Here is a 22,005-nt window from a genome sequence, read left to right as displayed (position 1 = left end):
TTAAAACCTTACATGCGGATCAGTCGTCTTCGTCTTCCCCGTCTTCGCGCTTGATCCGCAACGCCAGCAGCTTGCCGTTATCCAGCGGTTTGACATCCACCTCCACAAAATCCCCCATTTGCAAGTAGGTGAAATTCATCTGCCTGACGCCATAAGCGCTTTCATCTTCCCAGATGGTCGAGCTGTCAACGATGATGGTGACGCCCGCCAAGGTAAATTCCTGTGCGGATGGGTTGATTGCCGTAATCGCGCCGCTCAGCTCATCAATCCCGCTGGAAATGGATTCCTTGATGGAAACTTCCTCGGCTACGATTGCGCCGCTGGCATTGATTTGCCCATCGACTTCGACCAGCGCATTCAGGGCAAGCTGACTGGCGGAACCGTGCTCGAACTGCGTACCTGCATTGACAACAACCGGAACACCGTTGACGGCAAAATCGTTGACAGAAGCAAACCGGGTCACCACGCCCTCCAGTTCCAGTTTTTCACCTTCCTCAAACTGCCAGCCAGCACTTTGCAGTTCCAGCTCGGATGCAACCAACTGTGCCCCAGCAACCGCCTGCACGCTCCTGACACGGACATACTGCCCAACTTCAGGCTCACTAGCCGTGAAACCAAGCAGTGCGGCACCGGAATAATCCACCGTCAAACCACCGATCAGCACAGTGCTACGCTGGGTATCGACTTGCAGAATCGGGCCTTTCAGCGCCTGCGTGTCACCCGGCAGGTAGTTGCCCTGCTCCAGCCGGATGCTGGAAGCGACCAGTACTCCTTGTGCATCGCGCACGCCGGAAACCTCCACCACATTGCCTGCCAGCAGGTCTATCAACTGTTTGAAGCCTGACAACACGGTCAGCGCATTGGTGCGCACTGCCTGCCCCAGCACCTGTATGTTGACGCCATCGGTGGATGCGCCAGTCACCGTGCCATTCAATTCGCTGCTGAATGCCACTTCGGTCGCTGTACCGGTGATGCCATCAGGGTTCACTGTTCCCTTGACGGTGACGTATTCACCAACATTGAATTCGCCCTGCCCACCAGCCATCAGGCCGTTACGGGTAAAGGTGGCCTGATCCACCTCGTATTCCACCCCATTGACGAAAATACTGCCAAATGCAGTGATGGATCCGGCTGAAATACCGGTTCCGCCAATCCCGCCGTTAGCAAGTTGCAAGACGCCAGCACCACACGCTGACAGCAACATGCCCAGAAACAGGGTGACAAACAGGGTTCTAATCTTCATCCGTTTTTCCTTTACCCACCTGTGCGCTGACAGGCTCTTCAAAATAGTAAATGCCCACGCCTGCACGCATCTGCCCACTTCCCTTGACCTGCGGATTGCTATCCCTGTCTTGCGTAACCAGCCACTGGTTGAACTTGATGAGCAAATCCATCCCATCTTGGCTGACCATTGCCTTGAAGGCAGGCAAGGCTTCAAGCGGCAGGTTGTCGTAGCTGACCTTGCGCTGGAAATGCAGCTGCTGACGGTCTGTTACCTTCAGATTGTGGTCAATGGTGGTAATCAGGGCGGAAACATCTGTCCCCAAAATGCCCAGCTTTTCATCTTCATCACCGTGTGGGATGTAACCACCCCCCAGTAGTTGCACGTAATCATCGTCGGCGGAAACAACCCCGACCCGTTCCATTTCACGCAACATCGCCCGGTAAGGCATGTCGCCGCTGTAACGGCTGACCAGGGCGGCAAAACTGCCTGTTTCCCCTTGTATGGGCAGAACGGCAGGCTTGCCATCCGCCCCCAGGAATTCGGTATCCTGTAACCAGCCAGTCATAACCCGTGACCCTCGGTTGTAACTGCCGGTAGGCATCATCAGGTCATTTTCGTCCGCTCCCTGCCGCAATTGGGCGACTTCCTTGCGCGTCAGGCCGGTGGCAATGGCAATACGCGAGGTTGTCGGGCGTTCTCCGCTGGCTTTCAGTAGGTCTTCTGATACTTCCACATAAATCTGCTTTAGGTGATTTACCTCAAAGACATTACCCAAAAACAGGGCGAATCAGAATGTCCCATTTTGGTAAAGCAGCATTTCTTTCCAGCCTCGCCTCAACAGCCTCCATAGCTTTTTTGCTGAGGGTCACACCCTTCTCATAAACCTTGCGACTGAATTCGACCATGGGGTTGATGCCTTTCCAGGTCATGGTTTTTGCCCATTCCAGCAGGGTTTCGGCATCCTTGAGCTGGGTGCCGTTCCAGTGTTGTTCCAGAATCCCCCAGCAGCGTTCAATCGGGTTGTACTTGCTGTGGTAAGGCGGGTAGTACAGCAGGTGGACTGTCTTACCGGTATGGTTGGCGAATTCCACCATGCGCTTGAGGAATTGCGTCCTGATCCCGCTGCTTTCCGGGCCATTGTCCGCTTTGATCTGGATGCACTGGCAGGCGTCCTTGTCAGCAGAAGGCATCTGTTCCCATACCCGGCACAGGGAATCCACGATGAAGTCACTGGTTTTGCTGGAACTGCCGAAGGTCAGGTAAACCTGCCCACTGTCCTCATCCAGTACGCCAAAAGGGATGTATTTCTCTTTGCAGCCCATCTCATGGTCAGCGGCTTTATTGTCACCCCGTGTTTTCCCGCCCCGTGAGTAGTCACCGATGTTGACGGTCGCCTTGCAGTCCATGCTCAGGCGTTTGACCGCCCCATCGGCAAACTGCCCATCGTTGGCCTGGATATTGGCGAAGATGGCGTCGGTTTCTGGAATTTTTTTTGCGGCTTGGCTTTCTCCACCTTGCGCAGGCGGTAGCCATTCCGGTTGAGTATCCGCGCCATGGTGCTGGGGGCGGGCACTTGTCCACCGCTGAAACCCATGGCCTGTAACTGCCGGATGGCTTCCGCCGCCGTCAGGCGGGTGTAGGCGATGCTGCTGCGGAATGTCGGGTCTTGCTGGCTATGTGCTTCCGCCAGCGCCAGCAAGGCGGCTGCCGCTTCCGGCTGGGTTTCCTCCCAGCGCTTCTGGCCACAATACGCCGCCTGCGCACCCACGCAAACCATGCCGCTGCGCTGTTCCTCCAAACCCAACTGCACCCCCTCCCGACCCCAGCCAAAACACCTTTCAGTCTGGCGGGCGTTGCCTGCACAATATTTCCGGCTCATGTCCGCCTGGAACGCACGGCGGGTGCTGCCAGACATTTTCGAGGCCGCCAGTTTCAGGTCGGCTATCTGGGATTCACTCAGGATCGGGTTAGCTGTTTGGGGTTCGGGGGGCATGGGGATAGGGACTCCGCTTGTCGATAAGACAAGTGTAGCCATTGCGGGGGAATCTTTCAGGGAAATCCCCTAAGGTAATCGGCTACCACGCAGGCGCGCTCATACGGCCCCGGTGGGCAACGGTAAGGCTTGGCCGGAATCGTCAGGATAAAGGTATCCTTGCTGGTCATGGCCGCAAGCTGGTTTTTCAGGGAAGTGGTTTGCGCCCCGGCCTTCCAGGCATGTACCACCTTTGCCTGCGCGGAAGCCGTGCCGGACATCGGCAAGCTGTCGAACTCGATACCCGGCGCAATCACCAAGCGGTCATACAGCAGTGAATTGCCATCATCCAGCATGACCGCCTGACTCACCGGGTCAATGGCCGCCACCGATTTGGCAACCCATTTGACGCCGTATTTGCTGGCCAGTGCGTTGTACTGAAAAGACAACTGGCTGAGGCTACGTTCGCCGGTCAGCACCATGTTGCTGAAGATATTGGAATAATAGGTGGAATTGGGCTCAACCAGCGTTACCTCAACGCCGGTTCCACCCCACAGTCGCAGGTATTTGGCAACCGTCGTACCCGCCATGCCACCACCAATAACGACAACCCGGCCATTGGCACCGGTGTTGCCCGGCATCATGGCAGCACTGGCTGTTGTGGTAGTTTTGCCGCCTGATTTGCTACTTTTCGGTTTACGGCCATCTTCAGCCAGCGATGAGCCTGACAGAGCCATACCCAAAGCGCCGACACCCAGTTGAGTCAGAAATTTTCTACGATCCATCATCTGCCTACCCCTTATTGTTTGGAAAAGTAATCGGCAATCAGCGCGATTTCTTCGTCGGTATAGGCCATGGCGTGGACATTCATGATCTCCTTGCCAGGGGATTTAAACTGCATTTCCAGCATTTCGTTGGCGATGCTGGAGCGGCTTTTGCCTGCCAGATGTTCGAGGCCGGAACCATCCGTACCGTGGCATTGGAAGCAGTTGGCAGCGAGCGTGCGACCGGGGTGGCCAAGGGTAGCGGAATTTGCCGCAGCAAAAGCGGGTAGCAGCAGTGACACGAATGCTGCCGGGATCAACAGGTGTTTCATTGGGGAATTCTCCCGTTTGATTATTGTATTGTCTGCAAACTTATTGGGGTTTCATTACTTGCTTGCATCACATATCAGCATACATCACATTGATTGAAGTCAAATACTTTTTATATGAGATATTTGCCGGATGCCGTGTCAGTTTGACTGAAATCTTAAAGACCTCCGCCTTGGGCAGAGCAACGGTGACAACAGCACCATCGTCCGCAACAGCGACAGACAACAACACCACGGACATGACAAACAAAGGTAAATGTTTCCGGCCTGACTGCATGGCTATCACCCCTACTGTTGTGAATTCAGGTATTTCCCCAGGATGTCGAGCTGATCGTCAGAAAATTGGAAGCTCCGGTGGGCGCGCACCGTTCCGGCACGCAATACCTCGGGAACCTTGTCTGGCACTGTTTTAAAACCGGTCGGGTCAGCCGAATGGCAATAGATGCAATTGTCTTCATAAAGCTGCCGCCCAGCTTCAATGGCTTCATCAGGCGATTCGGCAACTGGTGAGTAAGAGATGGCCTCAGCATCCAGACTCCGGTAAAACCCGCCCTTGTCCCAGAAACCCGGCTCGGAACACCCCAGGCAGGGGTGACCCGCTTCAACCGGGGAGCTGGTTCCCTGGTTCCACTTGTGGATGAAACAGGCATTGTGGGTAACCGGCCCCTTACAGCCCAGTTTGTACAGACACCAGCCTTTGCGGTGGCCTTCATCGCCGAAATGTTCCGCAAACTTTTCGTCCTGATAATAACGGTAACGGGAACAACGGTCATGTACGGTATTGCCGTAAATGCTGAGTGGCCGCTTCAAATCATCCAGATCAGGCAAGCGCCCAAAGGTGAGGAAATGCGCCAGCACACCGCTGATAGCCAGCGGTAGCGGCGGGCAACCCGGTAGGTTAACCAACGGTTTCCTGGAAATCCGCCCCTCCGCCATCAGAGCTTCCACACTTTTGGCTCCGGTGGGATTGGGGGCAGCGGCAGCCAGCCCGCCAAACGCGGCGCAACTGCCAACAGCAATAATCACTGCGGCTTCAGCAGCGCATTCCCGCAAGACATCCAGATTGGTTCTGCCCGCCATGGTGGAGTAAACGCCATTATCGGCAGCAGGTATTGAGCCATCGACAATCAGCAGGTACTGACCGGCAAACTTCCGCATTGTTTCCAACCTGGCGGCTTCCGCTGCTTCCCCTGCCGCAGCCTGCAAGGTGTGGTGGTAATCCAGGGAAAGGTAATCAAACATCAGGGCTTCGATGCTGGGGGCGTATGAGCGGGTCAGGGATTCCGTGCATCCGGTACATTCCTGAAAAGAAAGCCAGATGACGGCAGGCCGTAACCCCTGCTGAAGTTTTTCCACCATGGCAGGAATGGCGCTGGGCGGCAAGGCCAGCACCGCAGCCATCAGCGCACAGTATTTCAGGAATGCACGCCGGGTCACTTTTTTTCGGGAAACATAAGCTGCAACGCCTGCACTTTCCATGATCCCACTCCTACGCAGAAGATCTCTGCGTCTTTCTTCTTCCCATCTTCATACCTGAAATTTAAAACGAAACCATGAAACCAAACTGAAAAAAGCACAAAAACTTGATATGCGTCAGTTCCTGGCAAGGGGCGTTGCGTGACGGCAGGGTATTCTGAAGTGAAGCAAGCATGGATAACAGGAGGGAACTTGCCTACACTGTCGAACTGAACTGGAGATTTACAATACAGACCAAAGAACCATGAGCATGTTTCGCAGCAAGGAATCCCTATTCGTTATCCTGTTGGTATGCATCACCTTCCTGAACGGCATCGACTTCTACCATGACATGCAGGAAGACGACCACAACCAGTTGCATCTGGTGCTTGAAGCACTGATTATCCTGGTGTCACTCTCCGGCATCAGTTACCTGATCAGGGAAGTCCGCCAGCGCCGCCGCGAAATTGATACCTTGGCAAAGCAACTGAAAACCACCCGCGCCGACCTCTCCGCCACCCGTGAGACGCTGGATGAAACCCGTGCCAGCCTGTCCGAACTCGACAACAAACGGTTACAGGCCAGCCGCCAATACGGCGAAGTCATCCAGGAACAACTGGGTGCCTGGGATTTCACCCCCAGTGAAAAGGAAGTGGCGTTGCTGTTGCTGAAAGGCTTGAGTTTCGAGGAAATCGCCAACGTGCGCGATACCAAGGAAAAAACCGTCCGTCAACAAGCCACCGCCATCTACCGCAAATCCGGCCTCAACGGGCGACATGAGTTCGCCGCCTGGTTCTTCGAAGATTTCCTGCAATAAGCGCCCCCGATTGACCCTTTTCATGGCCAAGCCCTGCCGGATTACCTAGAATTCCTAATTATCATCAGGCCATGAACACCAGCACCGCATGTTTCACAGCAAAGAACTCTTCATCATCGCCCTACTGCTCATCGTAGCCGTCCTACATACTTACGGTTTTGCGCTCGACATACAGAAAGCCGACCGCAACATCTTGCACATGAGTGTTGATGCCATGGTGGTACTGATTTCCTTCGTTGGCGTCGGTTACCTGTTATGGGAAAACCAGCGCAAACGCCGGGAAATCGATACCCTAAGCCAACAGCTCAACCATTCGCACACCCGCATTTCCGACCTGCACCAGAAACTGCAACAGGCAGGCAAAGGTTATCTGGAACTTATTCACCAACAACTGGACGAATGGGAACTCAGCCCCACCGAAAAGGAAATCGCCCTGTTATTGCTCAAGGGTCTAAGCTTTGAGGAAATCGCCAGTATCCGTAACACCAAGGAAAAGACGGTGCGCCAGCAGGCCATTGCCGTTTACCGCAAATCCGGCCTCAACGGACGGCATGAGTTCGCGGGATGGTTTTTTGAGGACTTTCTCGGCTGACCAACGGTAGGGCAAATGCCCTAAAACCCGCTTTACTGACCCTTTGCCGCCTGCATTTCATTAGCAAAAGCTAATAAACTCGGTTGCATATTTTAAATATCATGCACCAAGAGTTCATCAGCCCCATGATCAAAACACTGCTTGTACTTTTAATCTCCCTGCCCGCCCTCGTCCAGGCCGCCGACCTGCTGCCCATACCACCCGAGCAACGCGCCGCCATGGGAATCGAATCCGCCCCGGTATCCTCCGGCGCTGAAGGCTTGGGTATGGAAGCCACCGCCAGGGTCATCCTGCCGCCGGATAGTGTCCGGGTGCTGGGCGCGCCCGCCGACGGACTGGTCACCAGCCTGCGCCACCAATCCGGTGAAGCCATTAAGGCTGGCGATCCACTGGTCAGCCTGTCCTCCCCCGATCTGGTGGAAGCGCGGCGGCAATACGTGCAAGCCAACCTGAAATACAAACTGGCGGCGGGTAATGCCGCCCGTGACCAGAAACTGGCAGACCAGGGGCTGATCGCAAAAAATACCTGGCTAATAACCCAGAATGAAGTCGCGCTGGCCAAAGCCGACGTGGAGGCAACGGCAGCCACTATCCGCTTGCTGGGTGCAAAACCCGACGATGAAAACACCGAAATCACCCTGACCTCCCCCATCGACGGCTGGGTGGTGGAAACCATGGTCGAACCCGGCCAACGGGTCGAAGCCCCCGAAGCACTGGTCAAGATCGGCAACCTGCTCAAACTGGGGCTGGAAATTCCCCTTTCGCCCGAAAAGGCCCACCAACTCAGCCCCGGCCAGCAGGTTGAAGTTGCTGACACCGGCCTCAAGGGCGAAATCACCATCCTCAAAGCGGCGCTGGATGCTTCCCAGAACATGCTGGTACGCGCCGACCTCAACCAGCCGGACACCATCCTGCACCCCGGCCAGTCAGTGAAAGTGAAAATTCTCGGTCAAGCTCAGCAGCAGGGTTCCACCCAGCACGTTCCCGCCAGCAGCCTTGCCTGGGTTGGGGACAGTGCGCATGTATTTGTGGAAACCGCAGAAGGCTTCATCCCCACCCCGATCAAGGTACTCAAGCAGAGCGGCGAAGATGCCAGCGTTTCCGGCCTTGACCCCGGCAGCAAGGTCGCCGTCAAGGGCGTGGCCGCGCTCAAGGCCAAATGGCAGGAAGGCGGGGAGTAAGCCGCTTCAAATATCCGAGATTTGTTACTGTTTAGAGGGATTCTGACATGTCATGTATTTGCGCTATCATATATGGCATTCACAGCCTCCCCATTAGCAGCATTGGCAGGTTTGCTGGGAAGGCAAGTTGATACGTGAGTCACATAGGGACATTTGAAGATAGACGGGAGTTAGGCTGATGTGTCCACTGGACACCAACGCCTGGATTGCCTACCTTGGCAAGCCCCCCTATTCATCAGCGCGTAGCTTCCGCACCTCAAAGCAAGGATAATTTCACTATGCTACTAACCCTCTCCCACGCCATTGACACCCTCAATGGCTGGTTCGGGCGCATTGCCAACGTGCTGATCCTATTGGCCTGCGTGGTCAGTGCAGGCAATGCTTTGTTGCGCTACGGTTTTTCCCTCAGCGATAACTGGCCGTTGGAACTGCAATGGTATTTGTTTGGCGCTGCCGTGATGCTGGGCGCTTCCTACACCCTGCGGCAAAACGGGCATGTGCGGGTCGACCTGATTTACGGGCATGTATCCGACCGCGCCCGCTTGTGGATCGACATTTTCGGGCTGGTGTTTTTCCTGCTGCCTGCCTGCACCCTGTTTGCGTGGCTATCGTGGAAGACCCTGTTCCTGCCGTCATGGGACATCCTCGAACATTCCAGTAATGCGGGCGGCCTGCCCCGTTACCCGATCAAGTTTATACTGCCGCTGGGCTTTTTCATGCTGATGTTGCAAGGCGTGTCAGAGCTGATCAAACGTTTTGCCGCCCTGCATGGTGATGTGCAGCTAGATACCCATTACGAGAGGCCGGAGCAATGATTCCAGTGGAATACATGCCACCCCTGATGTTTGCCGGACTGGTGCTATTTTTGCTCGTCGGCTTCCCGGTCGCGTTTTCGCTGATGGCGGTTGGGCTGTTTTTTGGCGTCATTTCGATTGAAATGGGCTTTTTCACCGAGGCATTCCTGCAAGCCATCCCACAGCGTATTTTTGGCAATGTCATTGGCAACGAGTTATTGCTGGCGATACCGTTTTTCACCTTCATGGGCGCAGTACTGGAACGCAGCCGACTGGCCGAGGACATGCTCGATTCGATGGGGCAATTGTTCGGGCGGGTGCGTGGCGGACTTGGCTATTCGGTCATTCTGGTGAGCTTTGTGCTGGGCGCGATTACCGGCACAGTGGCAGCACAGGTGATTGCGATGGCGATGATCGCCATGCCGGTGATGATCCGTTACGGCTACAACATGCGTTACACCACCGGGGTGTTGGCCGCTTCAGGCACCATTGCGCAGATTGTGCCGCCGTCGCTGGTGCTGATCATTCTTGCCGATCAGTTGAAAACGCCGACCGCTAGCGCCGATGTGGGCAACATGTATCTGGGCGCATGGATTCCGGCGGCGATGCAGATCAGCCTGTTCATGCTGTACACGTTTTTCCTTACCCGTATCAAGCCGGACTGGCTGCCCGGCATCCCCGAAGACCAGATTACGCTGAAAGGGGCGGCACTATGGAAAAAGGCATTGCGCGGCATCATCCCTACCGCCGTACTGATTTTCCTGGTGCTGGGAACCATCATGCTAGGCATTGCTACCCCGACCGAATCCGGCGCAATGGGAGCAATGGGCGCAGTGCTGCTATCCTTCCTGCGCCGCAAGCAACTGGGCGGCACGGCGGAATGGTGGGGCCTGATCCAGCAGGCTTACAAAAATACTGCCCGCATCACGTCGATGGTGGTGTTCATCCTGATCGGCGCGACCACATTTTCGGTAGTGTTTCAGGGTGTGGATGGCGGTTTCTGGGTGGAACACCTGTTTTCCGATTTGCCCGGCGGCTGGATGAGCTTCCTGCTGATCGTTAACCTGTTCATTTTCTTCCTGGCGTTTTTCATCGACTTTTTTGAGATCGTGTTCATTCTGGTGCCACTGCTGGCTCCTGTTGCCCAGAAAATCCTGGCACCGGTTCTGCTGGCAAGCATGAATGGGAATGAGCAGGCCGCAGCCACAGGGGCATTGATCTGGTTCGGCATTACCTTGAGCGTGAATATCCAGACTTCCTTCATGCACCCGCCGTTCGGGTTTGCACTGTTCTATCTGCGCGGGGTTGCGCCCAAGGAAGTGAAAAGCAGCGACATTTACTGGGGTTCGATCCCGTGGGTGATCCTGCAAATGATCATGACCCTGATTGTGATGTTCTCGCCGGGATTGGTGACGGCATTTCTGGACAAGGGTCATGCACCGATGCAGCAAGGGCAGGAAATCAATTTCACGATTGAGAATGATGCACCGGTTTCAGGTTCCGGCGGCAGCGAAATCCAGTTCCAACTGGATGGGCAAGCCCCCACCAAACCGCAGGAGCCTACCAAACCACCGAGTGGCGAAATCCAGTTTCAACTGGACAAGTGATTATTCACCGAGCAAGGGGACGGGAGACACGATAATCCCGTCCTCATCGGAATACAGGTAATGCCCCGGCGTGAACGTCACGTCATGGAAACGCACCACTTCATTACGCAGACCCACGCCACGCTTGACGCTCTTCAGCGGCAACGTGCCCAGTGATTTCACGCCAAGATCCATCTGGCCGATGTCAACGGAATCGCGGATCAGGCCGTAGACCAGAATGCCATTCCAACCGTTCTTGACTGCTTTTTCCGCCAACATGTCGCCCAGCAGCGCGCAACGGGTGGAACCACCACCATCAACGACCAGCACCTTGCCCTTGCCATCTTCGGCAACCAGCTCACGCACCAGTGAGTTGTCTTCATAAATCTTGATGGTAACGATTTCGCCGGAAAACTTGTTGCGGCCACCGTAGTTGCTGAAACCCGGCTGCACAATTTGCAGGGGTTTGTCTTCGTTGGCGTCCAGCAGGTCAGCTGTTTTGAAATCTTGCATGAGGAATGCTCCTGGAAGGGGGAACCCTCACCCCCCAGCCCCCTCTCCCAGAGGTAGAGGGGGAGCAAGAAAAGGGAGGACATCTTAAGCCCCTCTCCCTCCGGGAGAGGGGTTGGGGTGAGGGTCTTTCTGCTTAGTGGAACTGCTCTTCTTCGGTAGAACCAGTCAGTGCAGTTACGGAAGAAGCACCACCCTGGATGACAGTGGTAACGTCGTCGAAGTAGCCAGCACCCACTTCCTGCTGGTGAGATACGAAGGTGTAACCTTGCTCACGGGCAGCGAATTCAGGTTCCTGAACCATGTTGACGTAGTGCTTCATGCCTTCACCGCGAGCGTAAGCGTGCGCGAACTGGAAGGTGTTGTACCAGTTGACGTGGATACCAGCCAGGGTGATGAACTGGTACTTGTAGCCCAGCGCGGACAGCTCTTCCTGGAAGGAAGCAATCTGGGAATCAGACAGGTTCTTCTTCCAGTTGAAGGAAGGCGAGCAGTTGTAAGACAGGATCTGGCCAGGGCACGCAGCCTGTACCGCTTGGGCGAATTCACGCGCGAAGCCGATGTCAGGCGTACCGGTTTCACACCAGACCAGGTCAGCGTATGGTGCGTAAGCGATACCACGGCTGATAGCCTGTTCCAGACCGTTCTTGACGCGGTAGAAGCCTTCAGCAGTACGCTCGCCGGTCAGGAAAGTCTTGTCGTTGGCGTCGTGGTCGGAGGTCAGCAGGTTGGCCGCTTCAGCGTCAGTACGTGCCAGAACGATGGTAGGAACACCCATCACGTCAGCCGCGAAACGTGCAGCGATCAGCTTTTCAACTGCTTCGTTGGTTGGAACCAGCACTTTACCGCCCATGTGGCCGCACTTCTTGACCGCAGCCAGCTGGTCTTCAAAGTGAACGCCTGCTGCACCGGCAGAGATCATGTTCTTCATCAGTTCGAATGCGTTCAGCACGCCGCCGAAACCGGCTTCCGCGTCAGCCACGATAGGCAGGAAGTAGTCGATGAAGTTTTCGTCGCCAGGGTTGACGCCCTTAGACCACTGGATTTCATCAGCACGCTGGAACGTGTTGTTGATGCGACGAACCATGGTAGGTACGGAGTTGTACGCATACAGGGATTGGTCAGGGTACATGGTTTCGGACGTGTTGCCGTCAGCAGCAACCTGCCAGCCGGACAGGTAAACAGCTTCCAGACCAGCCTTGGCCTGCTGCATGGCTTGGCCAGCAGTGATTGCGCCGAATGCGTTTACATAACCCTTTTTCGCGCCGCCGTTGATTTTTTCCCACAGCTTTTCTGCGCCACGCTTGGCCAGCGTGTATTCAGGCTGGAGGGAACCGCGCAGACGCACTACGTCTTCCGCAGTGTAACCGCGCTTGACGTTTGCCCAACGTGGGTTTTCTGCCCAGTCTTTTTTCAGTGCTGCAATTTGCGCTTCACGAGTCATAGTCATGTAAAGTCTCCTCAGAGTCAGATAAAAGTGAACGAAACCGGTAAAATAAAATGCTTCAGGCTATTGCCTACGAGCTATCTGTCGATAGCCTGCCTTCCTCTCTCGTGTCCGCTATTGCGAATCTCTCGATTATGTGTCAACAATTTTCGTGATTGCTGTCTTTCTGATGGTATTCGACAGCCAAAGTGTCGACAATAAAATTAATTCAATTGTCACTATTGTCTGAATCAATAGTTAAGCCATAGCCTGCACAGGTGTTCGGGGGGCTTTTTCCGCTTCCAGCAGACCTAATGTCGACAATGTGTCATGACGTATCTGTTTGAGCAGACTCACATTATCCACCAGTGACTCGCCGTAGGAGGGGATCATGTCCTTGAGCCGAGCCTTCCACTCAGGTGTAGCCATTTGCTGAGGGAAGCACTTTTCCAGCACTTGCAACATGGCAGTTACGGTGACGGAAGCACCGGGTGACGCCCCCAGCAGTGCCGCCAATGAGCCATCGGCAGCGCTGATCACTTCGGTACCAAATTCCAGCTTACCGCCCTTTTGCGGGTCTTTCTTGATGATTTGCACCCGTTGGCCCGCCGTTGCCAGCGTCCAATCCTCATCCCTGGCATTGGGGAAATACTCGCGCAGGGCATTCATGCGGTCGGCATGATTTTGCATCACTTCGGTAACCAGGTAGCGGATCAGGTCGAAACTGCCCAAACCGACCTTGAGCATTGGCCACAAGTTGTTGGGGCGGATGGAGGCAAACAGATCCAGGAACGACCCCTGCTTAAGGAATTTGGTGGTGAAACCCGCGAATGGCCCGAACAGCAAGGCTTTTTCCCCATCAATGATACGGGTGTCCAGATGCGGCACAGACATGGGCGGCGCGCCGATGGATGCCTTGCCATACACCTTGGCCAGATGCTGCTTGACGATTTCGGGCTTTTTGCATACCAGCCACTGGCCGCTGACCGGGAAACCACCATAACCGACACTTTCGGCGATGCCGGATTTTTGCAACAGTGGCAAAGCACCACCGCCTGCACCGAGGAAGACAAAATCGGCAATGATGTATTTGCTGGTAAACGAACCTGCTTCCCGCACCGTCACCCGCCATTTGCCATCCGACTGTTTTTCCAGCTCCTGTACAGAATGCTTGAGCAACAAGTCAACATTATCCTGGGCTTGCAGATAGCCGACCATGCTGCGGCTCAGGGAACCGAAATTGACATCCGTCCCGTGCTTGATGCGGGTTCCCGCCACTGGTTGGGTTGGGTCACGCCCTTCCATGACCAGTGGTATCCATTCGCGCAAGACCTCAAGATCCTCACTGTATTCCATCCCCGCAAACATGGGGTGATCGCCAATGGCGGCAAAACGCTTGCGCAGGAACGCAACGTTCTTTTCCCCCCAGACGAAGCTTAGGTGTGGCGTCGGGTTAATGAAGCTTGAGGGTTGTGGCAATGCCTGCTGACGTACCAGCCAGGCCCAGAATTGCAAGGTGCGTTCAAAGGATTCATTGATGGCAAAAGCCTTGCTGGCGTCGATGCTGCCGTCCTGCTTTTCTGGCGTATAGTTGAGTTCGCAATAGGCCGCGTGACCAGTGCCTGCGTTGTTCCAGCCAGAGGTGCTTTCTTCAGCGACATCATTCAGCTTTTCTACCAAGCTAATTGTCAACAATGGGTCAAGCTGTTTTAACAACACTCCAAGGGTAGCACTCATGATACCGCCCCCAACCAGCAACACGTTTACATTCTTCACAGCCATATAATCCTTTATCATCAAGGTATTGACAAAAGCAGAATAATAGAACGGGAAAGGCTTTGATTTCTACCCATTCGTATAAGATTTTTGCACGATTGTCGACAATTTTGCAAAAAACGTTACAGCAAGCGAAGAAGAATGCGGCATCGCAACATTTTAGTCAAGTTGAGGCTTGCCAGCCAGGCTCTTCTTATTTATTAGTTTAATTAATAATGATAGTTGGAAATAATGATAACCCTAATAAGAACGAAAAATAGCCAATAAAAATTTTTCCACACAAAAAGAATGAAGTGTGTCCGCCATCACATTCTGCCCACTTTTTTTTGCATATTCTGTTTGCACACAGGGACTAATAACAGGAGCTAACAATGTTCAACGTATATCTGGATGGTGTGTATGATTCCACACACCAAACATTTACCAGTGCTTGCCGCTACGCGCGCCAACAGGCAGTGAAGCACCAACAGTCTTATTACACAGTATTCGAGGCTGGTGATGAGGGCGAAGAAATGATGTTACTGGATGGCGAACGGGCAACGTTACAGGGTGTGCCTGATTACATCATCGCGCCCCACGTTGTCACCATGCAAACAGATACCGGACGGAAAGCCGGGCTTGCCAAACTTGCAAGCCTGATTGCCGCATCAGGCAAACCTATTCGGGGACACTAAACAACAAAACAATAAGCATCAAGGGCTAAAGCGGGTGGGCTGACCCGCTAATCGACAGTCTTTAAGCACCCAGCGTATGGGCTAACATTGGGAGCCATAAAGACAAACCTGAAAGCGGAGGTTCCACCTCCGCTTTTTTTTATTCTGCAACAATTAAAATCCCTATAAACCATAAGTAAAAAGATAAATTTAATAAATATTTTTAACTGTCGAGTATTTTAATGTGTGCTTTCCGTCACATCTTGAGGCTGTCTGAATAACATACTCTTTACCCATGACAACATGAACGGCAAACAGGAGTCACTTCATCATGTTCAAAGTTTTTCTGGACGGAACATATCACTCAACACATAGAACTTTTGCGGAAGCGTGCCGCAATGCGCGCTTCCAGTCCGAACGCCACCAGCATTCTTACTTCACGGTGTTTGAAGCCATGGATGAGATCGGCCACCCGTTTCATGCCAACAGTGACACGTTGTGCGGTGTGCCGGATTACATTATTACCCCTAGTGAAAACGTAGCGCATGGGGCCATTTCAGTCCCTACTGCTTCGTCACTGCTGCGGGTACGGCTACCATCACATACGTTTGGGACGCATGAACGCACGGGTTTTTAAAACATTAAACCCATAAAACAGTTTAATAAAAAAACGGAGCAAATTCCGCTTATGGTTAAGGGCTGGTAAGCGGAATTTAACGGCGGCAGGTTTGGGCTTTCCTGTCGCCAGCTCCCAGAATATTGGAAAAAGGCGGGCAACTAAGCCCGCCTTTTGCTTGCCTGCAACTTCCACAAAGAAAAAGGCCGGTCACAAGAACCGGCCATATCCAGTTTCATGCAGGATCAGGCATCAACCCTGGTCATCGCGGCGACGGCGGGAGAACCCTACTGCCGCCAGCAACATGCTCAGGATCGCCATGCCCCACTGGCTGAGGGTTGGAACCTGCATGGGCGGGATTTCATCCGTCACACGTGGAACCAGACCGAAGCCAACCGTCAGGTTTGCATAGCCGCCTTCATCCGGTTCTGCACCCGGCGTCAAGCTAATCGGCTGGGTAATGAGGTTCCCTTCGGCATCCATGAAGCCATTGCTGTCAGTGCTGTCATCATCGTTTGGATCCTGCGCCAGGACTGTTGGCATGTAACCCGCAGGCGGCGTCACTTTTAGCACATAGGAACCTTCACGCAGGTTACCGAAAGCGTAGTTACCATCTGCATCCGTCACCATAGGCTGAACCGGGTTGCCGAAAATATCGGTTACGGGGTTGCCATCCGCAGTTAGCAGCGTAACAGTCGCGCCCGCTATGCCTGGTTCACCCTCATCCTGTGAACCATCGCCATCCAGGTCAAGCCAGATACGGCTGCCCAGCTTGAGCGGGCGTACCATGCCACAGTCAACCGTCATATTACCGTTGGTATCATCCCCGTCGGCACTGGTGTCTGGCTCAGTTCCTGCCTTCAGGTTGAATGGCAGGGTGTCAAACACTCCGCTGACCGAGTTGATGCGGCAGTTGCTGTCCTTGTCGCTGGCGTCACTGTCCACATCCAGGCCACCGGTTGTTGGGGAGTAACCGATTGGTGCGTTGATAGACACGATGTACTCGCCTTCCAGCAACTTGTCGAAACGGTACAGGCCATCCGCGCCCGTGGTCTGCGGCGCAACATTGTTGCCGTCGACATCGACCACCGCATTACCGGCGCTGTCTTTCAGCGTTACCGTTGCCCCGGCCAGACCCGGCTCATCGGCATCCTGGACGCCATTACCGTTGCTGTCCAACCAGATACGGTTACCGACTGCAAGCGGTGTAGGAGCCAGTACCGCGAAGTCGACGGTCAGGTTGGACAAGGCATCATCCGTGCCCTGCCCATCATCACCGGCAGTGCCAATGGCAGTCGGGAATTCACCTTTCGGCTCCTTGTCATCCAGGACAACAAGGTTGGAGCACAGGCCATCAGCAATCGTGTTGTCACCGTTGTCGTTGCCGTCACCATCGCTGTTGGCATCGGTTTCATCACTGGCCGTGCTGGGGGTATGACCCACCAGGACACCACCTGCATCAAAGTTGCTGGCAGCCACGCAGACCTGATAGGAGCCAGCATCCAGCCCACTGAACAGGTAGTAACCACCTGCGGTCAGGGTACTGGATAGCAGGTTGCCATCCTTGTCATGCAGCTCGACCTTGACACCGCTGGGGCGAACTTCGCCATCATCGAATTGGCCATTACCATTATCAACCCAGACCATGTTACCGATACTGTGGGTCGGTGCGGGTGGCTGGAAGAAGCCGCAGTCAACCGTCAGGTTGCTATCCTTGCCATTACCGTCTGCGGCCACGTCAGGTTCCATACCCCCCGTCAGGGTAAAGGGCGCGGTCTGGACATTGTTACCGACCACGGCACAGTTGTTGTCGTTGTTGGCCGGGTTGTCATCCACATCCGCGCCACCGGTAGTAACCTGGTAGCCGGATGGTGGCGTAACCCGCACGATGTAACCACCTTCCGACAGGTTATCGAACAGGTATTTGCCATCCATACCGGTCGTAACCGTAGTAACGTTGTTGCCATCCAGATCCTTGGCCGGGTTGCCATCCTTGTCCAGCAAGATGACGGTAGCGCCTGACAGTGCCGTTTCACTGGTATCCTTCACGCCATTCTTGTTGGCATCAATCCAGATGCTGTCACCGACGGAAACCGGTATGACTGGCGGAATGACACCAAAGTCAACTGTCAGGTTGGAACGGGCGTCTTCCGTACCCTGGCCATCATCACCGGCAATACCGCTGGCAGTTGGGGTTTCACCGGTTGGCTCCTGGTCGTTCAGGGTAATGACATTGGAACACAGACCATTCTGGGTATCGTTGTCACCGTTGTCGTTGTTGTCGCCATTGCTGTTTACGTCGGCTTCGTCACCACCGCTACTGGCTGTGTAACCGGCTAACAGCCCCAGGTCAAAGTTGCCGTGGGCAACGCACACGCGGTAATCACCAGCTTCCAGACCGCTGAACAGGTAGTAGCCGTCACTGGTTTGCACTTCGCGGATGACTATGCCGTCCTTGTCCAGCAGTTCCATAACTACGCCATCCTTTACTGTCGCTTCGCCTGCATCCCTGGTGCCGTTGTTGGCATTGGCAGCTTTGCCCGCGCCGTTATCCACCCAAACCATATTGCCAATACTGTGGGTTGGTGCTGGTGGCTGGTAGAAACCACAGTCAACCGTCAGGTTGCTGTTTGTGCCGTCACCGTCTGCGGCTACATCAGGTTCCATGCTCGCCGTCAGGGTAAATGGCAGGGTTTGGATATTGCTGCCGACCACGGCGCAATTGTTGTCGTCGTTGGCCGGGTTGTCGTCCACATCCGCACCGCCAGTAGTCACCTGGTAACCAGCTGGTGGGGCAACACGCACGATGTAATCGCCTTCCGGCAGGTTGCGGAACAGGTACTTGCCATCCGCACCGGTGGTGACTGCGGTTACGGTATTGCCGTCCAGATCCTTGACCGGGTTGCCGTCTTTGTCCAACAGGGCGACTGTTGCGCCCGACAGCAGACCGTCGCCTTCATCCTGCAAACCATTTTCGTTGGCATCAACCCAGATATAGTCACCGACGGAGACTGGCGTGGCCGGTGCAGGTGGCACGATGCCGAAGTCGACTGTCAGGTTGGAGCGGTTGTCATCAGTGCCGACGCCATCATCACCGTCATTACCGGTCGCAGTCATTTCGTCGAGCGGTTCCTGATCGTTCAGGACAACCAGGTTGGTACACAAGCCAACGCTGGTATCGTCCGTACCGTTGTCGTCGCCGTCGATGTCAGTGTTGGCGTCTGTCACATTGCCGCCGGTACTGGCGGTGTAACCTTCCAGCAATGCGCCGGTAGCAAAGTTGTTGGCGGCCACGCAGACCTGATAGGAGCCAGCGCTCAGGCCGCTGAACAGGTAACGCCCTTCTGCGTCAGTCTGGGCGGAAGCAATGGCTGAACCGTCAGAACCCTTGAGTTCCAGTGTGATGCCAGCAATCGCCGGGTTTTCACCAACGTCCGCCAGGCCATTGTTGTTGGCATCAACCCAGACGCGGTTACCGATGCTGTGGGTCGGTTCCGGTGGCTGGTAGAAGCCGCAGTCAACCGTCAGGTTACTATCCGTGCCGTCGCCGTCTGCACCAACGTCCGGCTCCATCCCCGCTGTCAGAGTGAAGGGTTGGGTTTGGATATTGCTGCCAACCACGGCACAGTTGCTGTCGTCGTTGGCCGGGTTGCCATCCACGTCCGCGCCGCCGCTAGTAACCTGGTAGCCAGATGGTGGGGTAACCCGCACGATGTAATCACCTTCCGGCAGGTTATCGAACAGGTATTTGCCGTCGGCCACCGTGGTGATGGCGGTGACGTTGTTGCCGTCCAGGTTCTTGACCGGGTTGCCGTCTTTGTCCAGCAGAGTGACGGTGGCGCCAGCCAGTGGGCTTTCACCTTCATCCTGCAAGCCGTTTTCGTTGGCGTCAATCCAGATGGTGTTGCCAACAGAAACTGGCGTGACCGGAATCGCTTCCAGAATGCTGACCTTGTAGTCTTCCACTTCACCATCAGCCGCTTCGCCGCCGATGCCGTCATTACCGACGGTTGAACAACGGAAGCGGGCGTAGGTATCGCCCAGCACGGCAAAGGCCGGTACATTCAGCGTCAGGCTGTTGGTGCCTGCCGTCAATTGCTGGTTAAGGAACACCTGTTCGGCAGTGCCACCCCAATTGCCATCGACGTTCCAGTCGACCCAGGCATTGAGTTTACAGTCCTTACTGGCAATGACTTCGACCGTAGCGCCGGTTTCGCCGACGCGCAACTCGCCGAAGGTGACACCATCTTCGTCACTCGCCGTAGCGCAAGTGCCATAGACCGGGGAGCCTGCATCGGCGTCATCGGCGGTTGCGCCACCTTGCAGCAGGCCGCTGTCGCCGTCAACACACTGGCCGAGGAAAACATCCGTCCCCAACTGATGGCGTGCGCCGCCGCTAGCGTCCAGGGTTTGGTAGGCGGGATCCGGCGCATCGCCGTAATCAAAAGGAATCATCACCTTGGCGCAGGACTCGTCATCTTCCGCAACGGTCTCGCCAACCATGTTGTTCGGGGTGGAGTCCAGATCACCTTCACCTGTCGCAGTGACCTGCGTACAGTTAGTGATGATTTCGTTTGCATACGCGGCAGGTAGCGTAGCCAGTAACCCGACCATCGACACGCATACAGAAAGCTTTGTTATTTTCATGCTTGATACCTTGGGGAATTATAATTTTTATTGACTCGCTTTCGCTTGTTTCCCATCCTGAAACTGGCGGCATCCCCTATGGATGCCGCCAGCCATTTTTCTGGCAAGAGAGAGGCAGGTTACTTGACAGTTGCCGTAATGGTCAGCATTTTGCTGCCGGCTGCGCCAACGGTCACTTCACCTACTGTCCAGATACCACCTGTATACGCGCCCGCGCCATCGTCAGAATCGTATTGCAGGGTTGCTGGCAACACATCCTTGACAACAACACCGGTAGCAATGTCAGGGCCGTCGTTGGTCACGGTCAGGACATACTTCACCTGTTCACCACGGCGGATGGTGGTAATCGGGCTGCCACTCATGTCAGTGACTGTTTTGACCAAGTTGATGTCAACTTCAGGGTCAACAACAACCGTGATCTTGGCTTCATCATTGGCATCATCGTCTTCACCGGGGACGGTTCCGTTTTCGTTGATTTCATCATCCTTAACCACAGTGTTATCGCCTGGGTTTGCATTCAGGACGGAATCCACGTCAGTGGCCGGGTCGCCATTGCCGTCCTTGGCTGAGCTGATTTCCGCAGCATTGGTCAATTCACCAGCCATTGCAGACTCTGCGACCGTGAAGCTGATTGTGACAGTCTCGGAAGCGCCAGCAGCAATTAACGGGATAGCGGTAACCAGGGTTGCAGTATTGCCACTGGCAGTCCAGTTGGTATCAGCCAACGTCAGTCCAGTCGGGATGTAATCGCTTACCACAACATCCTTGGCTTCAACATTGCCCTGGTTGATCACTTCAATGGTGAAGGTAACGGTATCGCCACGTTTAATTGGCATGGTCTGGCTAGTGGATACACGTTTGACCAATGCCAGGTCGAAGACTGGTTGGGCTGCAAAGGTGACTTTGTAGTCTTCCACCTCACCGTCAGACAGCAAGCCAGTTGCGTTGGTGCCATCCATGGTGTCGGTGGTCAGACGACAGCGGGCATAAGTGCCGTTCGGCATGGTGGTGCTGGCATTAGCCGGAACTGCTGGCATGGCAACAGGAATAGGCGTTGTGCCATCGCTACCGGTTGGGACATTTGCTTCAGCGTATTCGGAGGAATCGAATGCCTGGTCGTTGTTGTAATCAATCCAGCAGCCCACTGTTGCATCACTACCCGTGGTATTGGTCGCAGTCACTTGCAGTGTCACTGCCGAGCCATCTTGCAGGTTGGTAAAGCCGGTTACGCCGTCTTCATCAATACCATCGCCATCAGCATCGACACCAGGTTGGCCATCGGTTTCAAAATCAACAGTGCCGCCCAGTTTCAGGCCAGGGATAATTTCATGCTTGGCTGCGGTTGCGCCGGTAGTCCCGTAATCATCGGGCGCATCACCGAAGTCGTAGATGGATTCGACTGTCAGGACGGCGCAGGACTCATCGTCTTCATTGGTAGCGCCCGTTACTGCCGCCAGAATAGCGGCTGTATCTGCTTTGTTATCAGGGGTGGAGTCTACATCAGTCTCGGTAGTAGCAGTTACTTGCGCACAGTTGGCAATATCACCAGCAGCCCAGGATTGGTTTGCTGCCGCCAGTACGCCAACAGCGCAGAAAGTCAGCAACATAGCCTTGATATTGGTTGTTTTTGTCATTGTTATCACTCTCTTTGTTTCAGGTTTT

General features: G+C 54.7%; 18 protein-coding genes and 1 pseudogene. 7 read left to right on the top strand and 12 right to left on the bottom strand.

The genetic code is table 11. The features are described from left to right. Positions 1 to 19 precede the first annotated feature (19 nt). From THINI_RS17880 to THINI_RS17845, 7 genes and pseudogenes are all read right to left on the bottom strand, one after another. Positions 20 to 1,243, bottom strand: coding sequence for a DUF5666 domain-containing protein (locus THINI_RS17880; RefSeq protein ID WP_002709935.1), 1,224 nt, complete (start codon positions 1,241 to 1,243; stop codon positions 20 to 22). Then, positions 1,233 to 2,000 carry a DUF6502 family protein gene (locus tag THINI_RS17875; protein WP_281054681.1) on the bottom strand — a complete coding sequence of 256 codons (768 nt, stop codon included), beginning with the start codon at positions 1,998 to 2,000 and terminating at the stop codon, positions 1,233 to 1,235. Before THINI_RS17875 ends, THINI_RS17880 begins: the two co-directional genes overlap by 11 nt. Beyond that, positions 1,993 to 3,002 (bottom strand): annotated as a pseudogene (locus THINI_RS24520) (ISAzo13 family transposase). The gene THINI_RS17875 and the pseudogene THINI_RS24520 overlap by 8 nt, the downstream one beginning before the upstream one ends. A gap of 272 nt (positions 3,003 to 3,274) precedes the next feature. Continuing rightward, on the bottom strand, positions 3,275 to 3,985 hold the full coding sequence (locus THINI_RS17860) for an FAD-dependent oxidoreductase (RefSeq protein ID WP_050988083.1): 711 nt from the start codon (positions 3,983 to 3,985) through the stop codon (positions 3,275 to 3,277). An 11-nt stretch (positions 3,986 to 3,996) separates the two neighbouring features. Then, a complete protein-coding gene (locus THINI_RS17855; protein WP_002709934.1) occupies positions 3,997 to 4,293 on the bottom strand; it encodes a c-type cytochrome in 297 nt (98 codons plus the stop codon). Positions 4,294 to 4,360: 67 nt separating this feature from the next. Next, entirely contained in the window at positions 4,361 to 4,567 is a 207-nt protein-coding gene (locus THINI_RS17850) for a hypothetical protein (protein ID WP_002709933.1), read from the bottom strand. An 11-nt stretch (positions 4,568 to 4,578) separates the two neighbouring features. Next, positions 4,579 to 5,769 carry a hydrogenase small subunit gene (locus THINI_RS17845; protein ID WP_002709932.1) on the bottom strand — a complete coding sequence of 397 codons (1,191 nt, stop codon included), beginning with the start codon at positions 5,767 to 5,769 and terminating at the stop codon, positions 4,579 to 4,581. Between the two features lie 241 nt (positions 5,770 to 6,010). On the opposite strand from THINI_RS17845, the gene THINI_RS17840 reads away from it, so the two are divergent. From THINI_RS17840 to THINI_RS17820, 5 genes are all read left to right on the top strand, one after another. After that, the gene (locus THINI_RS17840; protein ID WP_002709931.1) at positions 6,011 to 6,562 is read left to right on the top strand and encodes a helix-turn-helix transcriptional regulator; all 552 of its coding nucleotides are present in this window, start codon (positions 6,011 to 6,013) and stop codon (positions 6,560 to 6,562) included. A gap of 88 nt (positions 6,563 to 6,650) precedes the next feature. After that, entirely contained in the window at positions 6,651 to 7,154 is a 504-nt protein-coding gene (locus tag THINI_RS17835; protein WP_002709930.1) for a helix-turn-helix transcriptional regulator, read from the top strand. A 125-nt stretch (positions 7,155 to 7,279) separates the two neighbouring features. Further along, positions 7,280 to 8,335 carry an efflux RND transporter periplasmic adaptor subunit gene (locus tag THINI_RS17830; RefSeq protein WP_002709929.1) on the top strand — a complete coding sequence of 352 codons (1,056 nt, stop codon included), beginning with the start codon at positions 7,280 to 7,282 and terminating at the stop codon, positions 8,333 to 8,335. Positions 8,336 to 8,613: 278 nt separating this feature from the next. After that, positions 8,614 to 9,150: a TRAP transporter small permease subunit gene (locus tag THINI_RS17825; RefSeq protein WP_002709928.1), complete on the top strand. Its 537-nt coding sequence runs from the start codon at positions 8,614 to 8,616 to the stop codon at positions 9,148 to 9,150. After that, positions 9,147 to 10,736: a TRAP transporter large permease gene (locus THINI_RS17820; RefSeq protein ID WP_002709927.1), complete on the top strand. Its 1,590-nt coding sequence runs from the start codon at positions 9,147 to 9,149 to the stop codon at positions 10,734 to 10,736. The genes THINI_RS17825 and THINI_RS17820 overlap by 4 nt, the downstream gene beginning before the upstream one ends. Here THINI_RS17820 and rraA read toward each other — a convergent pair whose 3' ends face one another. The 3 genes from rraA to mqo all read right to left on the bottom strand — a co-directional run bounded on the left by rraA (position 10,737) and on the right by mqo (position 14,433). Then, on the bottom strand, positions 10,737 to 11,228 hold the full coding sequence (rraA, locus tag THINI_RS17815) for a ribonuclease E activity regulator RraA (RefSeq protein WP_002709926.1): 492 nt from the start codon (positions 11,226 to 11,228) through the stop codon (positions 10,737 to 10,739). A gap of 133 nt (positions 11,229 to 11,361) precedes the next feature. Then, the gene (aceA, locus tag THINI_RS17810; RefSeq protein WP_425358299.1) at positions 11,362 to 12,669 is read right to left on the bottom strand and encodes an isocitrate lyase; all 1,308 of its coding nucleotides are present in this window, start codon (positions 12,667 to 12,669) and stop codon (positions 11,362 to 11,364) included. A 240-nt stretch (positions 12,670 to 12,909) separates the two neighbouring features. Further along, a complete protein-coding gene (mqo, locus tag THINI_RS17805; protein WP_002709924.1) occupies positions 12,910 to 14,433 on the bottom strand; it encodes a malate dehydrogenase (quinone) in 1,524 nt (507 codons plus the stop codon). 365 nt (positions 14,434 to 14,798) lie between these two features. On the opposite strand from mqo, the gene THINI_RS17800 reads away from it, so the two are divergent. Both THINI_RS17800 and THINI_RS17795 read left to right on the top strand, forming a co-directional pair. After that, on the top strand, positions 14,799 to 15,101 hold the full coding sequence (locus tag THINI_RS17800; RefSeq protein WP_002709923.1) for a hypothetical protein: 303 nt from the start codon (positions 14,799 to 14,801) through the stop codon (positions 15,099 to 15,101). Between the two features lie 310 nt (positions 15,102 to 15,411). Next, a complete protein-coding gene (locus THINI_RS17795; RefSeq protein ID WP_002709922.1) occupies positions 15,412 to 15,717 on the top strand; it encodes a hypothetical protein in 306 nt (101 codons plus the stop codon). A 231-nt stretch (positions 15,718 to 15,948) separates the two neighbouring features. Here the strand turns inward: THINI_RS17795 and THINI_RS17790 are convergent, their stop codons facing one another. Both THINI_RS17790 and THINI_RS17785 read right to left on the bottom strand, forming a co-directional pair. Further along, positions 15,949 to 20,343, bottom strand: a complete 4,395-nt coding sequence (locus tag THINI_RS17790) for an IPTL-CTERM sorting domain-containing protein (RefSeq protein WP_002709921.1) — start codon at positions 20,341 to 20,343, stop codon at positions 15,949 to 15,951. Between the two features lie 119 nt (positions 20,344 to 20,462). Continuing rightward, entirely contained in the window at positions 20,463 to 21,977 is a 1,515-nt protein-coding gene (locus tag THINI_RS17785; protein ID WP_002709920.1) for a DUF11 domain-containing protein, read from the bottom strand. Positions 21,978 to 22,005: the final 28 nt, after the last annotated feature.

It is taken from the genome of Thiothrix nivea DSM 5205, assembly GCF_000260135.1.
Classification (GTDB): domain Bacteria; phylum Pseudomonadota; class Gammaproteobacteria; order Thiotrichales; family Thiotrichaceae; genus Thiothrix; species Thiothrix nivea.
This window is presented reverse-complemented; position numbering and strand designations above follow the sequence as displayed.